The following is an 18,294-nucleotide window of genomic DNA, read 5'->3' as shown; positions in this document are numbered from 1 at the left end:
CCCAACCGAAGGAATCCGATGTTTCTTGCCATCCGCGACATTCGTTTCGCGAAGGGCCGCTTCGCACTCATGGGCAGTGTGGTGGCCCTCATTACCCTGTTGCTCGTCATGCTCTCCGGGTTGACTGCCGGGCTCGGCGACCAGTCGACGTCGGCCATCAAGAACCTGCCGGTCCAGCAGATTGTCTTCGGCGCACCTGCCGGCAGCGAGCCCAAGGCCTCCTACACGGAATCCGAAGTATCCACGCAACAGCTCCAAACCTGGCGCGACCAACCGGGCGTCTCGTCAGTCCAGCCGATCGGTATCGGCCAGACCCGCTTCCAGTCCCTGGCCGGCGATGGATCGGCCAGCGGCACGGTCAACGTGGCGGTCTTCGGAGGTTCACTGGCTCCGTCCGTTGTTAGGGAGGGGACCGTGGTGATCGGCCGGAGCGTGGCAAAGGACCTGGTCCTCCAACCCGGCAGCCGCGTCCGCATCGGCGGTACGGATCTGACCGTGGCGGGCGTGGTGGAGGACCAGTGGTACTCGCACACCGGCGTCGTCTGGACCACGTTGCAGGACTGGCGGAGCATTGCGCACGCCGCACCGAACACGGCAACTGTCTTGGGAGTCACGTACGACGCCGGCACTTCCGTGAGTGCCGACGCCGCCAATGCGGCGGCCGGGACCGTCAGCTCTGACGTTGTGGGATCCTTCCAGGCTTTGGGGTCCTACAAGAGCGAGAACGGCTCGTTGATGCTCATGCAGGCCTTCCTCTACGGCATCTCCGCATTGGTGATCGTGGCCTTCCTGACCGTCTGGACAGTGCAACGCACCCGCGACATCGCCGTCCTCCGCGCCTTGGGTGGGTCTACCGGCTACGTTCTCCGCGATGCCTTGGCCCAAGCAGCTTTGGTTCTGGTGGCCGGGACCGCCACGGGAGGCGCGGTGGGGCTTGCCGGGGGCTGGGCGGCCTCGAAGGCAGCACCCTTCCTGGTCACACCCATGACCACGTTGCTTCCCGTAGCAGGAGTCCTGGTACTTGGCCTTGCGGGTGCGGCCCTGGCCGTTCGACGCGTCACCAAGGTTGATCCCCTTATTGCCCTCGGCGGCAACTAATCCATTCCCGGAAAGGAATACACGTGTCTGTCCTCAGTCTTGTCAACGTCTCGCTCGAATATCCCGACGGTTCGTCCACCCTCAAAGCCCTTGACTCCGTTGATCTCCGGGTGGGTCGCGGCGAGTTCCTGTCCTTGGTGGGTCCCTCGGGATCCGGAAAATCCTCGCTTCTGGCCGTGGCCGCAACACTGATCAAACCCACCTCGGGCGTTGTTGTCATTGACGGCGAAGACGTCACGGCATTGACGGAGGCCGAACGCACCACGTTACGCCGCGAAAAGGTGGGCATCATCTTCCAGCAACCCAACCTCCTGCCGTCACTGACCGCCGTCGAGCAGTTGCTGCTCGGCGAGCACCTGCGGGGGAAAGCAGCAAAGGAGGGTCGTCGAAGGGCTGAGGAACTGCTGGACGTGGTGGGGCTTGGCTCGGCCGGTGCCAAGCGTCCGCACCAACTCTCGGGCGGCCAGCGCCAACGGGTCAATATCGCGCGGGCGCTCATGGGGGAGCCAACTGTCCTGCTGGTGGACGAACCCACGGCGGCCCTCGATCACGAGCGGAGCGAGGCCATTGTTCGCCTCTTGTGCCGTGTGACGGACCAGTTCTCCACGGCAACCGTCATGGTCACGCACGACACCGACTTCCTCCCCTTGACCGACTCAGTCGCGACCATGCGCGACGGCCGCATCAGCCGCGCCGCAGTCCCAGCGCCCCTGCCCAACTGGGGGACAGCAAATGTCGCTAAGGGGCTTGGGTAGAGCAGGAGCTGTCCCCTAGATGGGGGCGCCGAGCACGGCTGCGTCCTGGGCGTCGTCATACGCGTCCCGGGCTTCGAGGATGCTGGGCACGTGGCTCTCGGCCCATTCCCGCAGCATGCCCAGCGGTTGCAGCAGGGAACGGCCCATGGGGGTGAGCTCGTAGTCCACCCGCGGTGGCACCTGCGCATGGATGGTCCGGGTGATCAGTCCATCGCGTTCCAATGCCCGCAGGGTCTGGGTCAGGACCTTCGGCGTTACCACGCTGACCATCTTGCGGAGTTCGGAGAACCGCACGGGACCGTCACCCAGGACTTGGATCACCAGCGAAGCCCACTTGTCGCCGATGCGCTGGAAGATCACGCGGGAGGGGCAGTCGGGGTCGAGAATGTTGCCGGGGAGGCTTTTAGTATCCATGAGGTAACTAGGTTCCTTTGAAGCTATCAGTATCCAATGGATACCTTTGTGTCATTGCAAGGATACCAACCCCAAGGAGAGCAATGAAAATCGCAGTCTACGGCGCAACGGGCATGGTCGGCAGCCAGATCGTCAAGGAATCCCTGACCCGCGGCCACAGCGTCACGGCCATCTCCCGCAAGGGAACCGAGGTAGCCGGTGCCACCGCCCAGGCGGTCGACCAGGCCGACAGCCAGGCGTTCGCTTCCATCGCCAAAGACCACGACGTCGTTGTGCTGGCGACGGGCCCCAGCCGCACCGGCGGTGACCATGCGGAATGGCTCGAAGCGATGGCTACGGCTTACAGCAACGCTGAGGGAACCCGCCTCCTGATCGTCGGCGGCGCAGGCACCTTGGAAATCGACGGCGTCCGACTACTCGACTCCCCGGACTTCCCGGAAGCCTACAAAGCCGAAGCCACCACGGCAGCCAAGGCCTTCGAAGCCGTGAAACAGAGCCCCGAGTCCCTTGACTGGACCGTCTTCGCACCCGCACCCCTCATCCAGCCGGGTGAGCGCACAGGCGAGTACAAGGTGGCAAAGGACACCCCGGCCGGCAACTCCATTTCCTCCCAGGACTACGCCGTAGCCATGCTGGACGAAATCGAGAGCCCGGCCCACCGCCGCTCCCGCTTCACCGCGGCCAACTAGCGCGGGCAGAATTAGGCCAGGCCCAGCCCGGGTACACGCTTCTGGAATATATCCTTCAAGGCATATTTCGCCGCGTTGTATCCGGGCATACCTGTCACTCCGGGTCCAGGCGAGGCGGAGGATGAACACAGATAAACACCCGGAATCGGTGTCCGCCAAGGAACCGTTGAGAATACCGGACGGCGAAGCAGGCCCCGCAGGTTCATCATTCCAGCGCTGAAGTCTCCACCCACGTAGTTGCGGTTGTATGCGGCCAGCCCTGCCGCCGTCGTGGTTTTTGAGGCCACCACCACATCGCGGAAGCCCGGCGCATACCGCTCAAGGCGCGCTGTAACGGCTTCTTCCATGTCCACGTCCGAACCAGCCGGAACGTGGCAGTAGGTCCACAGAATGTGCCGCCCGGCTGGTGCGCGGGTGGAGTCGACGAGGGATGGCTGTGACGCGAGGACATAGGGCTCGCTGGGATGCTTACCCATGGCTACAAGGTTCTCCGCCTCGGCCATTGCTGTCCTGGAACCTCCAACGTGCACCGTGCCGGACTTTGCCAAGGCAGGATCGCGCCATGGCACGGGTTCAGAAAGAATGTAGTCCACCTTGCACGCTGCATTCCCGAACCGGAATGCTTCCAAGGCTCTCCGGTACCCGTCCGGCACCTCGGATCCAGCCAGCCGGAGCAGTGCCGGAGCAGCCACATCGAGCAGTATCGCCTTGGCTGGCCTCACTTGGTCGAGTGATTCAACGGCTTGCCCTGTGTGGATGGTGCCGCCGTGCTCAACAAGGTCGTCGGCCATAGCCTTCGCGATGGACTGCGAACCTCCTACCGGTATGACCCAGCCACCGGCGTGGGCCAGCAAGGAAAGCATCAGCCCGGCACCCGTAGCGGTCAGCGATGGAAGCGCGGACACCGCGTGTGCCATGACGCCCGTCAGCAGTGCGGGTGCCGCTTCCTCCGTGAAACGGCGATTCCAGAACGGCGTGCCTTGGTCCAGGGTGGCCAGACCCAGCCGCAAGGCGGCGATCGGATCTCTGGGAGCCCTCAGCAACTGGTAGGAAGAGATGTCCACAATGCCCGCAGCGCTCTCCAGCAGGGGCTCCAGCAAACGCCGGTAAGCCGGCCCATCGTTGCCCAACTCCAAGGCGGTACGTTCCAGCGACTGGTACGCCACGGCCGCACCGCCCACGTCCAAGGGAGTGCCGTGCTGCACCTCGGGTACGCGCAACTCAATGCGCTTGGACAACTCGAACGCCTTAAAGAAAGGCGATGCCACGGCCATCGGATGGACCGCCGAGCAGACATCGTGCCAGTAGCCCGGCTGGATGAGCTCGGATGTCCGGGTTCCGCCGCCGATCGTCGCACCGGCCTCGTAGAGGTGTACGTCCAGGCCGGCTCGCGCCATGACCACGGCTGCTGCCAGGCCATTCGGTCCGGACCCGACGACGGCGACGTCATCCATCGCTGCCGACCTCCTCGCGCCGGGGTGCTTTAGGCCGCCATGGCAGGGCTGATGCCGAAGGACGGAAAATGTTGATTCTCAGCCAATCCTTTGCGCCTGCAAAGGGGCCGCCATGCGGATCATCCTCACCTGATGCCCGCACAGGATCCTGCGAAGGATCCCAGATATCCATCACCACGCGGGCCATCAGGTAGGCCGTGGCGACCATATGCAGCACCACCGACAGCACGTACGCGGACATGTCAATGTTGTGCTGGGGTACGCCGCCGCTGGTCGCCTGTCCCAGATACATCCAGATGGCCGCCCAGTGCAGCCCCTCGGCTGCCTGCCAAATGAGGAAGTCACGCCAGCGCGGGCGGGCCAGGGCCAGCAGTGGAATAAGCCAGATGACGAATTGGGGCGAGTACACCTTGTTGGTCAGGATGAACGCAGCAACTATGAGGAAAGCGAGCTGGGCCAGGCGCGGACGCCTGGGAGCTGTCAGCGCCAGGATCCCGATCAGGGCGCACGCAATGACGAACAGGTAAAGGGCCAGCGAGTTGATGGTTGCCGCATTGAGCTGCGTCCAGTGGAGCCTGTCGGCAGCCAGGTTGAAGGCGAACCACGGTGAGCTGTATCCAGCAGGCCTGTTCTGGGTGAACTCGAAGAAGTAGCGCCAGCCGGCCGGGTCAAGCGCAGCGAAGGGCAGGTTGACCGCCAGCCAGGACGCCACCGTGGCACCTGCCGTGATGAAGAAGGCACGGAGGCGGCCCGTCCGCAGCGCCAGGACCAGCACGGCTCCCAGGATCAAGAGGGGGTAAAGCTTGGTTGCTGTACCCAGTCCGATGAAGATGCCTGCCCACACCAATTCTTCGCGCGAAAAAAAGTACATGCCCAGGGCCAGGAGTACAACTGCCCACATGTCCCAGTTGATGAAGCCGGCAAGGATGATCCCAGGCGCAAGGGCCACCATCGCTGCATCCCAAGGACGGCGCCGGTTGATGCGGGCCGTCAGGAGGACCGTTAGAATCCACGCCGCAACAATGAGCGTCGCGTTGACGTCGAAGTACCCAAGGATCCGTTCGTTGCCCACTCCCTTGCCCGGAACCAACAGCGCCGTCAGGCCCGCGATGATGCCCATGAGGACCGGATACTCAAAGAGGCTCCCTTGGGTGAAGAAGGGGAAGGCGCCGTCTCCAAGCCCCCGGTTCTTGAACAACTCGGGGAAGTCGGAATAGCAGGTGGCGTAGAACTGTGAGGGGGTTTCCCAGCCGTTGGCCCGGCAGTAGTCCTTGGCCAGCACTGCCAACAATGCAGCCAGGACGGTCAAGATGATGAGGACCCGTTCCACAGTGAACGGCCCGGGGGAGATCTTGCCGGGCGACGAATGGCGGCCGAGCGGACCACCTACCAGTTCGGTGAAGTTACGGAGCAGGGAGTCGCTGCGGCTGGGAACCACAAAGCGGGCCCGTTCTCGCTGCCGGTGCGGCTTCGTCTCCTGCATGAGTCGAGCTTACAGTCCGGCAAGCGGTCCCTTGAGCACTGTTGTTCGCCTTAAAAGGGGGAAGCCCACGCGTAGCCGCGCGGGCTTCCAAGGGTTCAGCGTGACCATGCGGCACCGGGGACTCCTTCGGGGCGGGGGAGGCATCAGCGGATGACTCCCATCTGGTGCAGGACGACGTAAACGTCTTCACGGCGCTGGTCGAGCAGCTGGCCGTTGAACAGGGTGCGGTCCTTGGGAGCATCGGTGCTCTTGTAGAAGCGCAGTTCCTTGAGGTTCCTGGGCACAGTTCACCTCCTTTCCTGGGTGGGTGGACGGAATTTGGGCACACTAAATTGACCCATTTAATTCAAGGGTCAAAAAGGCACAAACAGCCGGAATTAGTGGACAGGTGAGCAGACCGGAACAGTGGAACACGAATTGTCCGCACGAAGAATACGGGCAATTAACCCAACAAGAAGCTGGTTCCGAACTATGGGGAAACTGCGTACCCGCGACGTACTGCGGTCCGCTCGCACAACTGAACACTCATACAGATCAGGTTCCATCCCTGGATCTGGAACACCCCCGGCGTCAAGGCCGGGCCGGTGAAACCGGAGTGGTCAGTGGCTCCAAAAATGGCGCGCGTTAGCAGCAGAGGCCGGGGCAGCAGTGAAAGTCATCTTCCGTCCGCTAGTCAAAGTAATCATTTTCCCAACCTCCTTCTCTGGCCGTAAACAGCCCGCCAAGGCAATCAACCCGGCAGACTAACCGGGGAATGCACGCTTCGTTCCCGGCAAGACGCCCTGGGAACAAGATTTAAGGTACAGCACAATTAGTGTATTTGGCCAGTCAAAATCGGAAATTCGCCAAACTAATGTGAAAAATCTTGTTTCAGAGTCCCCAGCGGATAATCGTCGGGGTTCGTTTGTCCCAGCCAAGGGTGCATACCTTTGCTGTGCCCAACAGGAAATGACGGCCTTGCGTGGCATCCATTTCAAGCCACCGGGCAGTGAGGATCCGGGAGAAATGCCCGTGGGCCACTACCAGGACGTTGTCCATCCCGGACTCGAGGACGCGGCCGATGATCTTGTCTGCCCGTGCCGCTACTTCGTCCAGGGTCTCGCCGTTGGGCACACCGTCGGTCCAGATGAGGTAGTCCGGGTTGTCCTTGCGGATGAGGTCCGAGCTGATGCCCTCGTAGTCCCCGTAATTCCATTCCACGGCAAGCGGCTCATGCACGGCGTCCGGGAAGCCTGCCAGTTCGGCAGTGCGGCGCGCGCGGCGCAGCGGGGAAGTCAGCACGAGGTCGAAGTCGATGCCTTCCAGCACCTTCCGCGCCTCAACGGCTTGCTGTTCACCCTCCACCGTCAGCGGAAGGTCGGTAAGTCCCGTGTACTGGCCGCTCTTGGACCACTCCGTCTCGCCGTGGCGAAGAATCCAGAGTTGCGGGCGAGGGGAGGTCGCGGCGTTCAATTAAGGCTCCTCTGTTTCGGTTTCAGGATCGACGACGGCGGACTCGGGCTGGTCTTCCCACCACGCCAGGAGTTTGGACTCGGCTTCCCCAGGGGAGAGCGGTCCGTGTTCCATGCGCTCTTCCAGGAGGAACTTGTAAGCGCGTCCGACGACGGGTCCCGGCTTGAGTCCCAGCAGCGCCATGATCTGTGCGCCATCCAGGTCCGGCCGAACGGCTGCCAACGATTCCTGTTCCAGCAAGGTGGCAATGCGTTGTTCAAGGTCATCGTAGGCGAAGGAAAGGCGGTCGGCCTTGCGCTGGTTGCGTGTGGTGACATCCGAGCGGGTGAGCCGGTGCAGCCGTTCCAGGAGAGGTCCGGCATCGGTCACGTAGCGGCGAACCGCGGAATCCGTCCAGCCGGCATCGCCGTAACCGTAGAAACGCATGTGCAGCTCTACCAGCCGTGCCACAGCCTTGGTGGTGTCGTTGTCGAAGCGCAGGGCTTTCATACGCTTTGCCGTCAGCTTCGCGCCCACCACGTCGTGGTGCCGGAAGCTGACCGCGCCGCCCGGTTCGAACCGGCGCGTAGCCGGCTTGCCGACGTCGTGCATCAAGGCGGCAAACCGCAGCACAAAGTCGGGACCCGGGACCGCACCGTCCAGACCCGTCTCCAGGTCCGCGGCCTGTTCCAGTACCTGGAGAGAGTGCTGGTACACGTCCTTGTGCCGGTGGTGCTCATCGGATTCGAGGCGGAGGGCGGAAACTTCAGGGAGGACGTACTCGGCCAGCCCCGTGTCCACCAGCAGGTCGATGCCAACGCGGGGGTGCGCTCCGTTGATCAGTTTGATGAGTTCGTCGCGGACACGCTCGGCCGAGATGATCTTGATGCGATCGGCCATCTGGGACATGGCCAGCCGGACGTCGTCATGGACGGAGACACCAAGCTGCGAGGCGAAACGGGCTGCCCGCATCATGCGCAGCGGATCGTCGGAGAAAGAGGCCTCGGGTGCTCCCGGCGTGGCGAGTTCGGACGCGTGCAGATCGCGGACGCCGCCGAAGGGATCAACAAGTTCCAGGCTGGGCAGCTTGAGTGCCATGGCGTTGATGGTGAAGTCGCGGCGGAGGAGGTCGTCCGTCAGGGAGTTCCCGAACGCCACCACGGGCTTGCGCGAATCGGCATCGTAGGCCTCGGCGCGGTACGTGGTGACCTCAATCTGGAAGCCGTCTTTGCGCATCCCGATGGTGCCGAAGGCACGCCCGATCTCCCAGAAGTTGTCCGCCCATTTCTTGATGACGGAGATGGTCTGGTCCGGTGTGGCGTCGGTGGTGAAATCGAGGTCCGGGGAGGTCCGGCCAAGGAATAGATCGCGCACGGGACCGCCAACCAGGGACAGCTCGAATCCGGCATCGACAAAGCGCTGCCCGAGGTCGAGCACCACCGGGTCGATGGTGAAGTTAACAGAAGAGCTGTCCAATACGTGCGCCATAGTCCCTTAAGCTTGGCAGATTTTTGGGCGGCGTTGGGCCACGGAAGGCAGCAAATACGCAGCGCTGCGGAACGGCTGTCTTTTGCAGTCCACCTTGCGGCCATGTCCCGGTCATCACTCGAGGGCAAGAGTCGTTAGAGTGGACTTCATGGCCAATCCCATACCGAGCGCTCCCGGCAGGAGGACAAACGCACCGTTGCCGTCGGCAATCGGTGCGCACGTCGCGCCTGCCCCGCAGCACCCGGTCCAGGCCTCGCTTCCCACTGTCGAGGAAGTATCGGCGGGCGGCGTCGTGGTGGACACGTCCGACGGCGAACTCCGGGTTGCGATCATCGCCCGCCTTAACAGGGGTGGCCGGCTTGAGTGGTGCCTGCCCAAGGGGCACCCGGAAGGCCGCGAAAACAACGAGGAAGCTGCCGTTCGCGAGATCGCGGAAGAAACGGGCATCGAGGGAAGCATCCTGGCCCCGTTGGGAAGCATCGATTACTGGTTCACCGTCAGCGGCCACCGGGTACACAAGACGGTCCACCATTTCCTCCTGCAGGCCACCGGCGGCGAACTGACCATCGAGAACGATCCGGACCAGGAAGCCGTGGACGCTGCATGGGTTCCCATCCAGGAGTTGGCCCGGAAGCTCTCCTTCCCGAATGAACGCCGCATCGCCGATTTGGCACGGGAAGTTCTGCCGGAACACCTCTGAGCCGGGTACATGGGACGATAAAGGCGATGTCTGAAGCCAAAACAACCCAGTCCGTTCAATCCGGAGAAGCACGTTCCAGTGCCATCATGGCCGCGGGAACGTTGGTTTCCCGGTTCCTTGGCTTCGCTAAAACGTGGATGCTCGGTGCCGCCCTGGGCCTGGGTTCCACGGTCACTGACACCTTTATTAACGCGAACAACCTGCCCAACCTGATCTTCCTCCTGGTTGCCGGCGGCGTGTTCAACGCCGTCCTGGTGCCCCAGATCATTAAGGCAAGCAAGGCAGAGGACCGCGGGGCGGATTACCTCAGCCGGCTTCTGACCCTCGCAGTCCTGGTGCTCCTGGCCCTGACCGCGATCGTAACGTTGGCTGCGCCGCTCGTCATCGACCTCACAACGCAGGACTACTCCGAACAGCAGAAGGCCCTTGCAGTCACTTTCGCCTTCTGGTGCCTCCCACAGATCTTCTTCTACGGGCTTTATGCCCTTCTTACCCAGGTCCTCAACGCCCACGGTGCGTTCGGGCCTGCCATGTGGGCTCCCATCCTGAACAACCTCGTGGCCATTGCGGGCCTGGGGATGTTCATCTGGATCCTTGGTGCCAACATCACCAATCCGCACACGCTGGATAACTGGGGACCGGTACAGACCTTCTTCGTTGCCGGTTTCTCCACCATTGGCGTGGTGGCCCAGACAGCCATACTGCTCATACCGGTCCTGAGGCTGAAGCTGGGACTCCGGCCGCGCTTTGGCTGGCGGGGCGTTGGACTGGGCCAGGCAGCCAAGCTGAGCGTGTGGACGCTGCTGACTGCCGCCGTCGGGCAGTTGGCGTTCCTTTATGTCATGAGGATCGCCACGATTCCCGGCGCCGAGCGGCTTCGGCTGAGCAACGCGGGGGAGACCACCGCGGCCTCCACGCTTCCCGGCAACGCGGTCCTTGAGGTCGCGAGCCAGTTGTATCTCCTGCCCCACTCGATCATTGCCCTCTCCTTGGCCACCGTCCTCTTTAATCGCATGACGCGAGCCTCCCAGGACGGCAACAAGGCCGAACTCCGCGACGCACTGTCTCACGGGCTCCGGACCATGGCCGTAGCCACCGTGTTTGGAGCGCTGGCGCTCTTCGCGCTGGCCGGTCCGCTGGGCATGTTCTTTTCCGGCGGCCAGCCACAAGACGGCGTCATGCTGGCGCAGACTTTGACCATCCTTGCCCTGAGCACGCCGTTCATGAGCGCCAACTTCATGATGTCCCGCGTCTTCTACGCCAACGAGGACGCCCGCACGCCCCTCTACGTTCAGTTGCTGCTGGCCGTTGTTTACGTGGTTGGCGCGTTCATCATCCAGTTCCTGCCGGTGGGACAGATCATTTACGCGATAGCCGTGCTCTATACCTTGGGCAACATCCTTTCCGTAGTGATCAGCGTGGTGTTCCTTCGCCGCTTGCTGGGCCACCTCGACGGTCCACGCATCGCCAACTCGTATATCCGTATGGGCTACGCGGGCCTTGGCTCGGCCATTGCCGGTGCCTTGGCCTTGTGGTTGCTCGGCAGCTACCGCGCCGACGGATTCGCCTGGAGCAGCCGGCCCGCCGCCCTGGTGACCGTGGTCGTCGTCGGGCCTGTCATGTTGGTTGTCTACCTGCTGTTGCTGCGGGTTTTCCGCGTCACCGAACTGCGCGATCTACTGCGACCGTTGCTGGGCCGTCTCGGCCGGGGCGTACCGGTCCCCGCCGGCGTCGCTGCCGAACCCACGACGGCGGCGCGCGCCACGGTTTCGGACGACACCGGCCTGATTCCGCGCATCTCGGGCGAATTCGACGCCGCCTCCTTCAGGGCCGGCCCGGCACTCGAGCCGGAACCCGCCGTCGAACGCCACCCTGATGTGGTTGGCGCGGCCGAGTACATTCCGGACGAAGATGTACCCAGTACGGCCATGGGCGGGAAGTTCCGTCCCCAGGTGCCACTGCCCGGACGCCGGACATACCAGGGCGAGGCCGGACGGAATCCCTACTTCCCTGTGGAGGACAACAGGAAGAGGTAAAGCGGCGGCGCCAACGTGGGCGCAGGGCGGCTATCGGCTAGGCTAGAAACGAATATAGGTAGTTGCAAAAGCGGTTTTCCCGGCTCAGCGGGTGCCCGCCTGCAGGACCCGCAGCTCCCGGACAGCCTAGGAGGAACACGTGTCCCACCCGATCGACGTCGGATCAGTACTTGGCGGCCGCTACAAGGTCACGGCCACCGTATTGACCTCGCATGACCAAGATCTGGTGCTCGACGGCGTGGACCAAGTCCTCAACCGTCCCGTGAGCATCCTCGTTGCCGGGCCCGGAAATGCCGAGCAGGTAGCCCAGAGCGCCCGCGAAGTCGCCACGGGGGAGCGCCCAGGCCACGTCCAGATCCTGGACCTCGGAGTCAGCGACAACACCACGTACCTGATCACCAACCACAGCACCGCGCCGGACCTGCTGGACCTGGTGGTCGCCACCAACCCACCGTACGTGGAACCGTTCTTCACGGAAGCCCTCGGCACCGAGATCTTCGGCCAGTCCCGCACTTATGAGCCCGAAACGTACGACGGCCTCTACGAGGACGACGAGCACGAGGCCGAGTACATCCAGTACGACAACGACGGCTACCCCATCCATAACGAGACTGCTCCTGAGGCCCCGGCTGCGGGCAACGTGCCTCCCAAGCCCGAAGCGACACCCGCCGCGGGCAAGGGCTTCGGCGCCAAGATCGCTGCCGCAGCTGCAGGCGCCGGTGCGGCTGGTGCCGCTGCCGCAGCAGCACTGAAAAACGCCGGTTCCAAGACGAACGACGCCGGTGCTGCCGCTGGCTCCTCAGGGTCGGGCCTTCCGAGCGCACCGGCACAACCGCCCACCCAGGCTGTGTCCACCCCGCCCGCAGCTCCGGCTTCTTCACCGCAGCCACCCACCCAGGCGGTGTCCGCCCAACCGGCGGCCCCGACTCCTTCGCCACAGCCATCCACGGAACCCAAGGTTTCGCTCTGGTCCCAGGAGGACTACGGCTTTAGCGGAGAAACAGCTTCCGGTGGCTCTGGTTCTGGTTACGACCGTGCGGCCAGCAGCTTCCCGGCCTCGGCGGCCGCAGCCGATGACTATGATGACGACGAGGTTTACGAGGACGAGGCGCCCCAGCGCGAACCCCGTTCCCTTCGCTGGTTGGTTGGCGGATTGCTCGCCGCGGTACTGGTTGTGGGCCTGGTCCTCGCTGTCACCAACCTCGGCAGCCTGTTGCCCAGTTCCAAGCCGGCAGCCACCCAAAACACCACTGCACCACAGGCCTCCGGCTCCGAATCCGCCGAACCCACCCAGTCCGAAACAGCGCCCCCGGCTGCTCCGCCGGCCATCCAGGAAATCACCCGGTTGGGTAACTTCGAATTCGCGGCGTCGTTCGACAAGGACCTTGTGAAGGCGTTCGACGGCAACGCAGCCAGCTATTGGTCGGACATGGAGTTCGCAACTCCCGACTGGGGCGGGCTCTCGGGTGAGATGCCGCTGGTGGTCAAGCTCAAGGAACCTGCAGAGGTTAAGTCCGTGGTGCTGAACCAGCTGGGTGGTTCCGGCGGCAGCATCAGCGTCTACACGAACGATCGTCCTGCCATGGACGGAGCCAAGCTGGTGGGCACCAACAGCTTCACCTCGCCGGAGCTGACCATGCCGCTGGCCGCTCCTGCGCAGACCCAGTACGTCATTGTGGTCATCAAGTCCCTGCCCAAGCTGGCAGCACCGAAGACCCGATTCGGTTACGGACTCCGACTGGCCGAGGTCACCATCCAGTAGTCCACCCAACTAAGTAGCAGTAGGGGCCGTTTTGACTCGTCAGAACGGCCCTTACTGCTACTTACCTTGGCGTCACCGCTTCGATTCGGCACGCCTGCACCCGGTACCCTGAATAATGGTGGATTTCAGGGTGCCTCCCTGTCCCCAAAATCCAACGGAATATTTGGAGCCTTACAGGGGTTGAGTCAGGTGGCTGCCCCGAAAGCCGCAGCATCGATCAAGGAAGAGGTTCACGCCACGTGAGCATTGCAGAAAACAGCGCATCGCAGGTGCGTGACGTCATCATCGTCGGCTCCGGCCCGGCCGGCTACACTGCCGCCGTTTACACCGCCCGCGCCAACATGAAGCCGCTGCTCATTGCTGGTTCCGTCACCGCTGGTGGCGAACTGATGAACACCACGGACGTAGAAAACTACCCCGGGTTCCCTGAGGGCATCATGGGACCTGACCTCATGGAAAACTTCGAGAAGCAGGCTGCCCGCTTCGGCACCGAAATCCTCTTCGAGGATGTCACCGAACTGGAGCTCGACGGCGACATCAAGACGGTCACCATCGGCACGGGGGAGAAGTTCCAGGCCAAGGCCATTATCCTTTCCACCGGCTCTGCCTACCGCGAGCTCGGGTTGGAGAACGAGAAGCGCCTCTCAGGCCACGGCGTCAGCTGGTGTGCAACCTGTGATGGTTTCTTCTTCAAGGACCAGGACATTGCCGTGATCGGTGGTGGCGACTCTGCCATGGAAGAGGCGCTGTTCCTCACCAAGTTTGCCAAGTCCGTTACCGTGGTGCACCGCCGCGACACCCTGAAGGCTTCCAAGATCATGGGTGACCGTGCGCAGGCCCACGAGAAGATCAACTTTGTCTGGAACACGGCCGTTGAGGACGTTCTGGGTGGCGACAAGGTAACGGGCTTGAAGCTCAAGAACCTCGTGGACGGCACTGAGTCCGAAATCGACGTGACGGGCGTCTTCGTGGCCATTGGCAACGATCCCCGAACCGATCTGGTCAAGGGCAAGGTGGATCTCACCGCCGAAGGAACCATCGCTGTCGAAGGCCGCAGCTCGCGTACCAACATCAAGGGTGTGTTTGCTGCCGGTGACGTCATCGACCCCACGTACCGCCAGGCCATCACAGCCTCGGGCTCCGGTTGTGTGGCGGCCCTCGACGTAGAGCACTACCTGGCGGACCTGCACTCCTAAGCTGCATCCAGCAACCATACGAAGGGAAAAGTTATGAGCAACGCCAAAGACGTAACTGACGCAAGCTTCAGCACGGATGTCCTGGCTTCCGATAAGCCGGTCATCGTAGACTTCTGGGCAGAGTGGTGCGGTCCTTGCCGCAAGCTCGGTCCCATCCTCGACGAAATCTCGGTGGAGTACAGCGAAAAGGTGGACGTCGTTAAGCTGAACGTGGATGACAACCCCGCCATCGCAGCCCAGTACGGCATCACCTCCATCCCGGCTGTGTACCTCTTCAGCGGGGGAGAGGTGAAGAGCACCGTCATCGGCGCCAAGCCCAAGCAGTTCTTTGAAAAGGAATTCTCGGACGTCCTGTCCTAGTTCCTGATCCATCGTCGGAAGCCGGCGGCTCCTGCCCCTCTGGGGACAATGCCCCTTTGGGACAAGGAGCCGCCGGTTTTTTTGGAAATGAATCTCCAACGGTTTCTTTCTAGAGGAACCTTGGCCAGGGGGCCCTGCATTGCGCCAGTTGGGATAGACTTGGCCTGGCTTACCTGGATTAGGCTCCCTGAGGCTGCTCTAAGGTGCACTCTCTACGGCGGCACGTAAGATAACGCCCCCGCGGTGCGGGGTGACCTCTTGAATCACCCGCTCTTTGGAAACAGGCCTCATGAGAGTAGCGCGCCGCGGACTGAACCCAACTCTTCGAGAGCTGAGCCGTCTGGGATGGAGGCTGCTGAACCAACCCCTGACGTGCTGGACGTTTCACGTGAAACACCCACGACGGCGAAGTCTTGCTGTGTGAGGGTAGGCCATAGTTTCAGCAGACCATCACAGCAATGTGAAGCCTTTTCGCGCACAACACCGGACATCCTGGCGCGACGGTGGACTTTCCCCTAAGACCCCTCTCGGATAGCACCGGCTCCAGAACAAACCGGGGGGTGCGTCCGCCATCTTTCTGCTGTGCTCGAACCACCGCAATTGCAGTCGCGTTGTAAGAATGCTGAGCCGATCCAGCTCACGCTGCACCAACAGAGATCACCTACTTTGCTTTGGCGTCTGGTCTGCTCCCAGCCAATAGATTTTCCAGATCTTCCGCCCCACAGTTCAACGTATTCGCGTACTCGCTCAGGGCACCGCTGACTCAGAGCTACGTGGGAGATCAACGTTTCACGTGAAACACGGATCATCCACACTGCTGAGTACCTTCCCAATGGCAAGCCCCGGGGGAAGTACTCTCGCGACTCCACGCAGACACCCAGAATTTAGCGAGTGCGAGGAAACCCATAACCTACACAGCGAGGTCAGCACCGTCGACTACCAGTCAGTCGCTTCACCGTAATCGTCACTTGAACGCCGGAACAATGAAGCGCCTGATCGGTGCGCACTCGGACGTTCGCGTGAAGTCAACAAGACTACTACGAACCTCATGGCACCCAGCTGGTGCCGGGAGGGCCGGAGCCGCCTCGGTAGGACCCATCGAACTGCACCCTGAAATGGACTCAGAAGAGCCGTCAACGCCATCCCAGCTGTTCTGAAAGTGAAGCGGACGCCTGCCTAGAAGCCAAGATATGAGGTACCCGGGGACGCGACACCCGAGCCCATAGATCCGTGGCAGAAAGGCGCCCGGTCGACCCGCCAGGTATAGCCAGACCACCGCTGCCTACCACCCAATCTGGTGGGCCCTAGGAGCGCAGCTGGGCGAGAGCCGATTCCGCTGCACTAGAGACACATCGGCCCACAAACAGCCAACCTCCCGACGTTGCAGCGCACGGGGCGCCAGAGCACTAAAGGCCTAGCTCGCGGCCTTGGAGGCGCGTCCGGCCATCAATAGCCCACCTCGCGGCCCTGGAGGCGCGTCCGGCCATCAATAGCCCACCTCGCGGCCCTGGAGGCGCGTCCGGCCATCAACAGCCCACCTCGCGGCCCTGGGGCGCACCGACCCACTAAAGGCAAACTTCTCGGCTCCGCTGGCTCTTCACCTTACTAGCTGGTGAATCTGCAACTCGGACACCCAACACATTCTGGCAGTCGACGTCACAACCCCGAAATGTCTGGGAACGCTCTTCAAATGACACCATGGAGCCTGGATGACATCACTCAAAGAACACACACGGCTTCTAGTCTAGGCTCCGACAACTCACCAGAACTGATCAGCCCACTTAGCCGCCACTATAGCCCGTAATGCCACGATGAATTGTCAACGTGGCACCAGGAAGGCGCACATAGGTACGTTGACCGAAGCCTCGGCTCGCCAAGCAAGCTAGAAAGGCCCCCGACTAGACGGGGCCGGAAGGAGCGTTCCGCGGTCGTCGACACAGAGGATCATTCGTACTCGTTGGCCCTTCGGGGTTATCCAATGCCAGGCAGTCTGCGTCTGCTGATCATGGGGTTCCATGCGGAATCCAGTGGATTCAATGATGATTGCATGTCGATTGGCAGGCCCCTTCTACGCCCGGCCGCATCCACGGAAGCCTATGCACCCGCCACCCCAACCACCGCTACGCCACTGCTACCCCTGCAGCTGCCCGCACGGACCTACCGTGCCTGATTATCACGCTGCAGTCCGTTCACGGCTCCGCTCCCGCGTTCTCCATGCCCGTGTTGATCGTGGCTGGGCGTTGCTGCGCACTGGCACGGAGTGGGGGTGCGCCGCTTCTGCACCGCAAAGTGCAGCCTTTCCGACTGCATAACCCGGCAGCTCTTCGGGGGAGTTGGACGTCCACTTAGGCCGTGTTTCACGTGAAACATAGACTGCTCGCGCTCCTTTGGCCGCCGTCTTGTCATCGGCTTCCCAGCTGCGCGACTTCGTCTCAATCTAAGCTTCGAATGTCGGGCATCCTGACGAACAGACCAAGCATCGGCAGGCATCGGACTGCGCACCCGCTGGACGATAGAGGGATCAATGTTTCACGTGAAACAGCAACGACGACCATGAGCACTTGGGCACTGTCGCGCCCGGCGCGGAGGTAGAAGGCGGCCAACAGCCAGCTGGAGGCCAGCACTTGAGGGTCAAACTCAGACCCCTACGTCTTAGGTTGGCATCGGGGGTCGCCGCGGCCGTCGTACCATTGCACTGGAAGCGCCACGGCGGGCAATCGGGCTTCCTCCATCCGACCGCTCATTCGTCAAGAGACATCCGATGAAACGATGCTCCGTGACAGCCGCGAACACTGATCGTTAGTCACAGCTCACGGACCATCCCTAAGCCTCTTCGCCATTCTGTCCTGCGCCCCAGCTACTGCCTGGGATCAGACTTGGGTTGCTGGATGCGCGGTCAGGCTAGAGATCAGGCCTCCGGCTTGAACTGGGCCATGGCCGATGGATGTCCGGGACTCACTATCAGGGGCCGCCCACCAATTGGTCGGATAGAGCGGTCCGACGTCGAGCGAAAACGCGAGACTTATTCACAAAGTTATCCACAGGCTTTTCCACTGCCGTCCACACCCATCCCAGATGAACTTCTCACAGGCGAGCGAGGGCTGGCAGGCTTGGTAGTCCCGCTCAGTTGGCTACCCGCCTGAGAGTTTGCGGTCCCATGGTGGTGCACTCGCCAGAATGGCCATAAAATCAACGAATTTTCGCGAGATATGACAATAATCTCACCGCGTCGCATAGAGCTGCTGGCGCCCACGCCTGGAGTCCTTCGTTCGACTCCCGCTTGGCGCAGCTGGTGCTAAAGGGCGATCACTCAAGATTGACCGACACACTCAGTACGCCCAACGTTATCCCCAAAGTTATCCACAGGGATATCCACCGAGCTTTCCACTTTCCGCATCTGGGCTCACACGCCGGATCTGGGTGTCCGA

At 62.3% G+C, this 18,294-nt stretch carries 14 protein-coding genes; 8 read left to right on the top strand and 6 right to left on the bottom strand.

The features are described 5' to 3' along the window. The first annotated feature begins 18 nt into the window (after positions 1 to 18). Positions 19 to 1,098, top strand: a complete 1,080-nt coding sequence (locus ACIPV6_RS16605) for an ABC transporter permease (protein ID WP_400271927.1) — start codon at positions 19 to 21, stop codon at positions 1,096 to 1,098. A 23-nt stretch (positions 1,099 to 1,121) separates the two neighbouring features. Beyond that, on the top strand, positions 1,122 to 1,853 hold the full coding sequence (locus tag ACIPV6_RS16600; protein WP_400271926.1) for an ABC transporter ATP-binding protein: 732 nt from the start codon (positions 1,122 to 1,124) through the stop codon (positions 1,851 to 1,853). 15 nt (positions 1,854 to 1,868) lie between these two features. Here ACIPV6_RS16600 and ACIPV6_RS16595 read toward each other — a convergent pair whose 3' ends face one another. Next, a complete protein-coding gene (locus ACIPV6_RS16595; protein ID WP_400271925.1) occupies positions 1,869 to 2,267 on the bottom strand; it encodes a winged helix-turn-helix transcriptional regulator in 399 nt (132 codons plus the stop codon). A gap of 83 nt (positions 2,268 to 2,350) precedes the next feature. On the opposite strand from ACIPV6_RS16595, the gene ACIPV6_RS16590 reads away from it, so the two are divergent. Beyond that, entirely contained in the window at positions 2,351 to 2,956 is a 606-nt protein-coding gene (locus ACIPV6_RS16590) for an NAD(P)-dependent oxidoreductase (protein WP_400271924.1), read from the top strand. Between the two features lie 11 nt (positions 2,957 to 2,967). On the opposite strand, the gene ACIPV6_RS16585 is transcribed toward ACIPV6_RS16590, so the two are convergent. The 5 genes from ACIPV6_RS16585 to ACIPV6_RS16565 form a co-directional block, all read right to left on the bottom strand. Continuing rightward, positions 2,968 to 4,410, bottom strand: coding sequence for a phytoene desaturase family protein (locus ACIPV6_RS16585; protein ID WP_400271923.1), 1,443 nt, complete (start codon positions 4,408 to 4,410; stop codon positions 2,968 to 2,970). Beyond that, on the bottom strand, positions 4,403 to 5,893 hold the full coding sequence (locus ACIPV6_RS16580; protein WP_400271922.1) for a glycosyltransferase family 87 protein: 1,491 nt from the start codon (positions 5,891 to 5,893) through the stop codon (positions 4,403 to 4,405). Before ACIPV6_RS16580 ends, ACIPV6_RS16585 begins: the two co-directional genes overlap by 8 nt. 143 nt (positions 5,894 to 6,036) lie before the next feature. Continuing rightward, positions 6,037 to 6,177, bottom strand: coding sequence for a hypothetical protein (locus tag ACIPV6_RS16575; protein ID WP_400271921.1), 141 nt, complete (start codon positions 6,175 to 6,177; stop codon positions 6,037 to 6,039). A 586-nt stretch (positions 6,178 to 6,763) separates the two neighbouring features. Next, positions 6,764 to 7,345, bottom strand: coding sequence for a histidine phosphatase family protein (locus tag ACIPV6_RS16570; protein ID WP_397324211.1), 582 nt, complete (start codon positions 7,343 to 7,345; stop codon positions 6,764 to 6,766). Next, complete coding sequence (locus ACIPV6_RS16565) at positions 7,346 to 8,812, bottom strand: CCA tRNA nucleotidyltransferase (protein WP_400271920.1); 1,467 nt, start codon at positions 8,810 to 8,812, stop codon at positions 7,346 to 7,348. 196 nt (positions 8,813 to 9,008) lie between these two features. On the opposite strand from ACIPV6_RS16565, the gene ACIPV6_RS16560 reads away from it, so the two are divergent. The 5 genes from ACIPV6_RS16560 to trxA all read left to right on the top strand — a co-directional run bounded on the left by ACIPV6_RS16560 (position 9,009) and on the right by trxA (position 14,866). Further along, positions 9,009 to 9,512, top strand: coding sequence for an NUDIX hydrolase (locus ACIPV6_RS16560; RefSeq protein ID WP_090822121.1), 504 nt, complete (start codon positions 9,009 to 9,011; stop codon positions 9,510 to 9,512). Positions 9,513 to 9,538: 26 nt separating this feature from the next. Next, positions 9,539 to 11,548 carry a murein biosynthesis integral membrane protein MurJ gene (murJ, locus tag ACIPV6_RS16555; RefSeq protein ID WP_400271919.1) on the top strand — a complete coding sequence of 670 codons (2,010 nt, stop codon included), beginning with the start codon at positions 9,539 to 9,541 and terminating at the stop codon, positions 11,546 to 11,548. Between the two features lie 139 nt (positions 11,549 to 11,687). Beyond that, complete coding sequence (locus ACIPV6_RS16550; protein ID WP_400271918.1) at positions 11,688 to 13,310, top strand: ABC transporter substrate-binding protein; 1,623 nt, start codon at positions 11,688 to 11,690, stop codon at positions 13,308 to 13,310. A gap of 239 nt (positions 13,311 to 13,549) precedes the next feature. Then, entirely contained in the window at positions 13,550 to 14,506 is a 957-nt protein-coding gene (gene trxB, locus ACIPV6_RS16545; RefSeq protein ID WP_400271917.1) for a thioredoxin-disulfide reductase, read from the top strand. 33 nt (positions 14,507 to 14,539) lie between these two features. Beyond that, positions 14,540 to 14,866, top strand: coding sequence for a thioredoxin (gene trxA / locus ACIPV6_RS16540; protein ID WP_400271916.1), 327 nt, complete (start codon positions 14,540 to 14,542; stop codon positions 14,864 to 14,866). The last annotated feature ends 3,428 nt before the right edge of the window (positions 14,867 to 18,294 follow it).

The organism is Paenarthrobacter sp. NPDC089988, assembly GCF_044748465.1.
Classification (GTDB): domain Bacteria; phylum Actinomycetota; class Actinomycetes; order Actinomycetales; family Micrococcaceae; genus Arthrobacter.
This window is presented reverse-complemented; position numbering and strand designations above follow the sequence as displayed.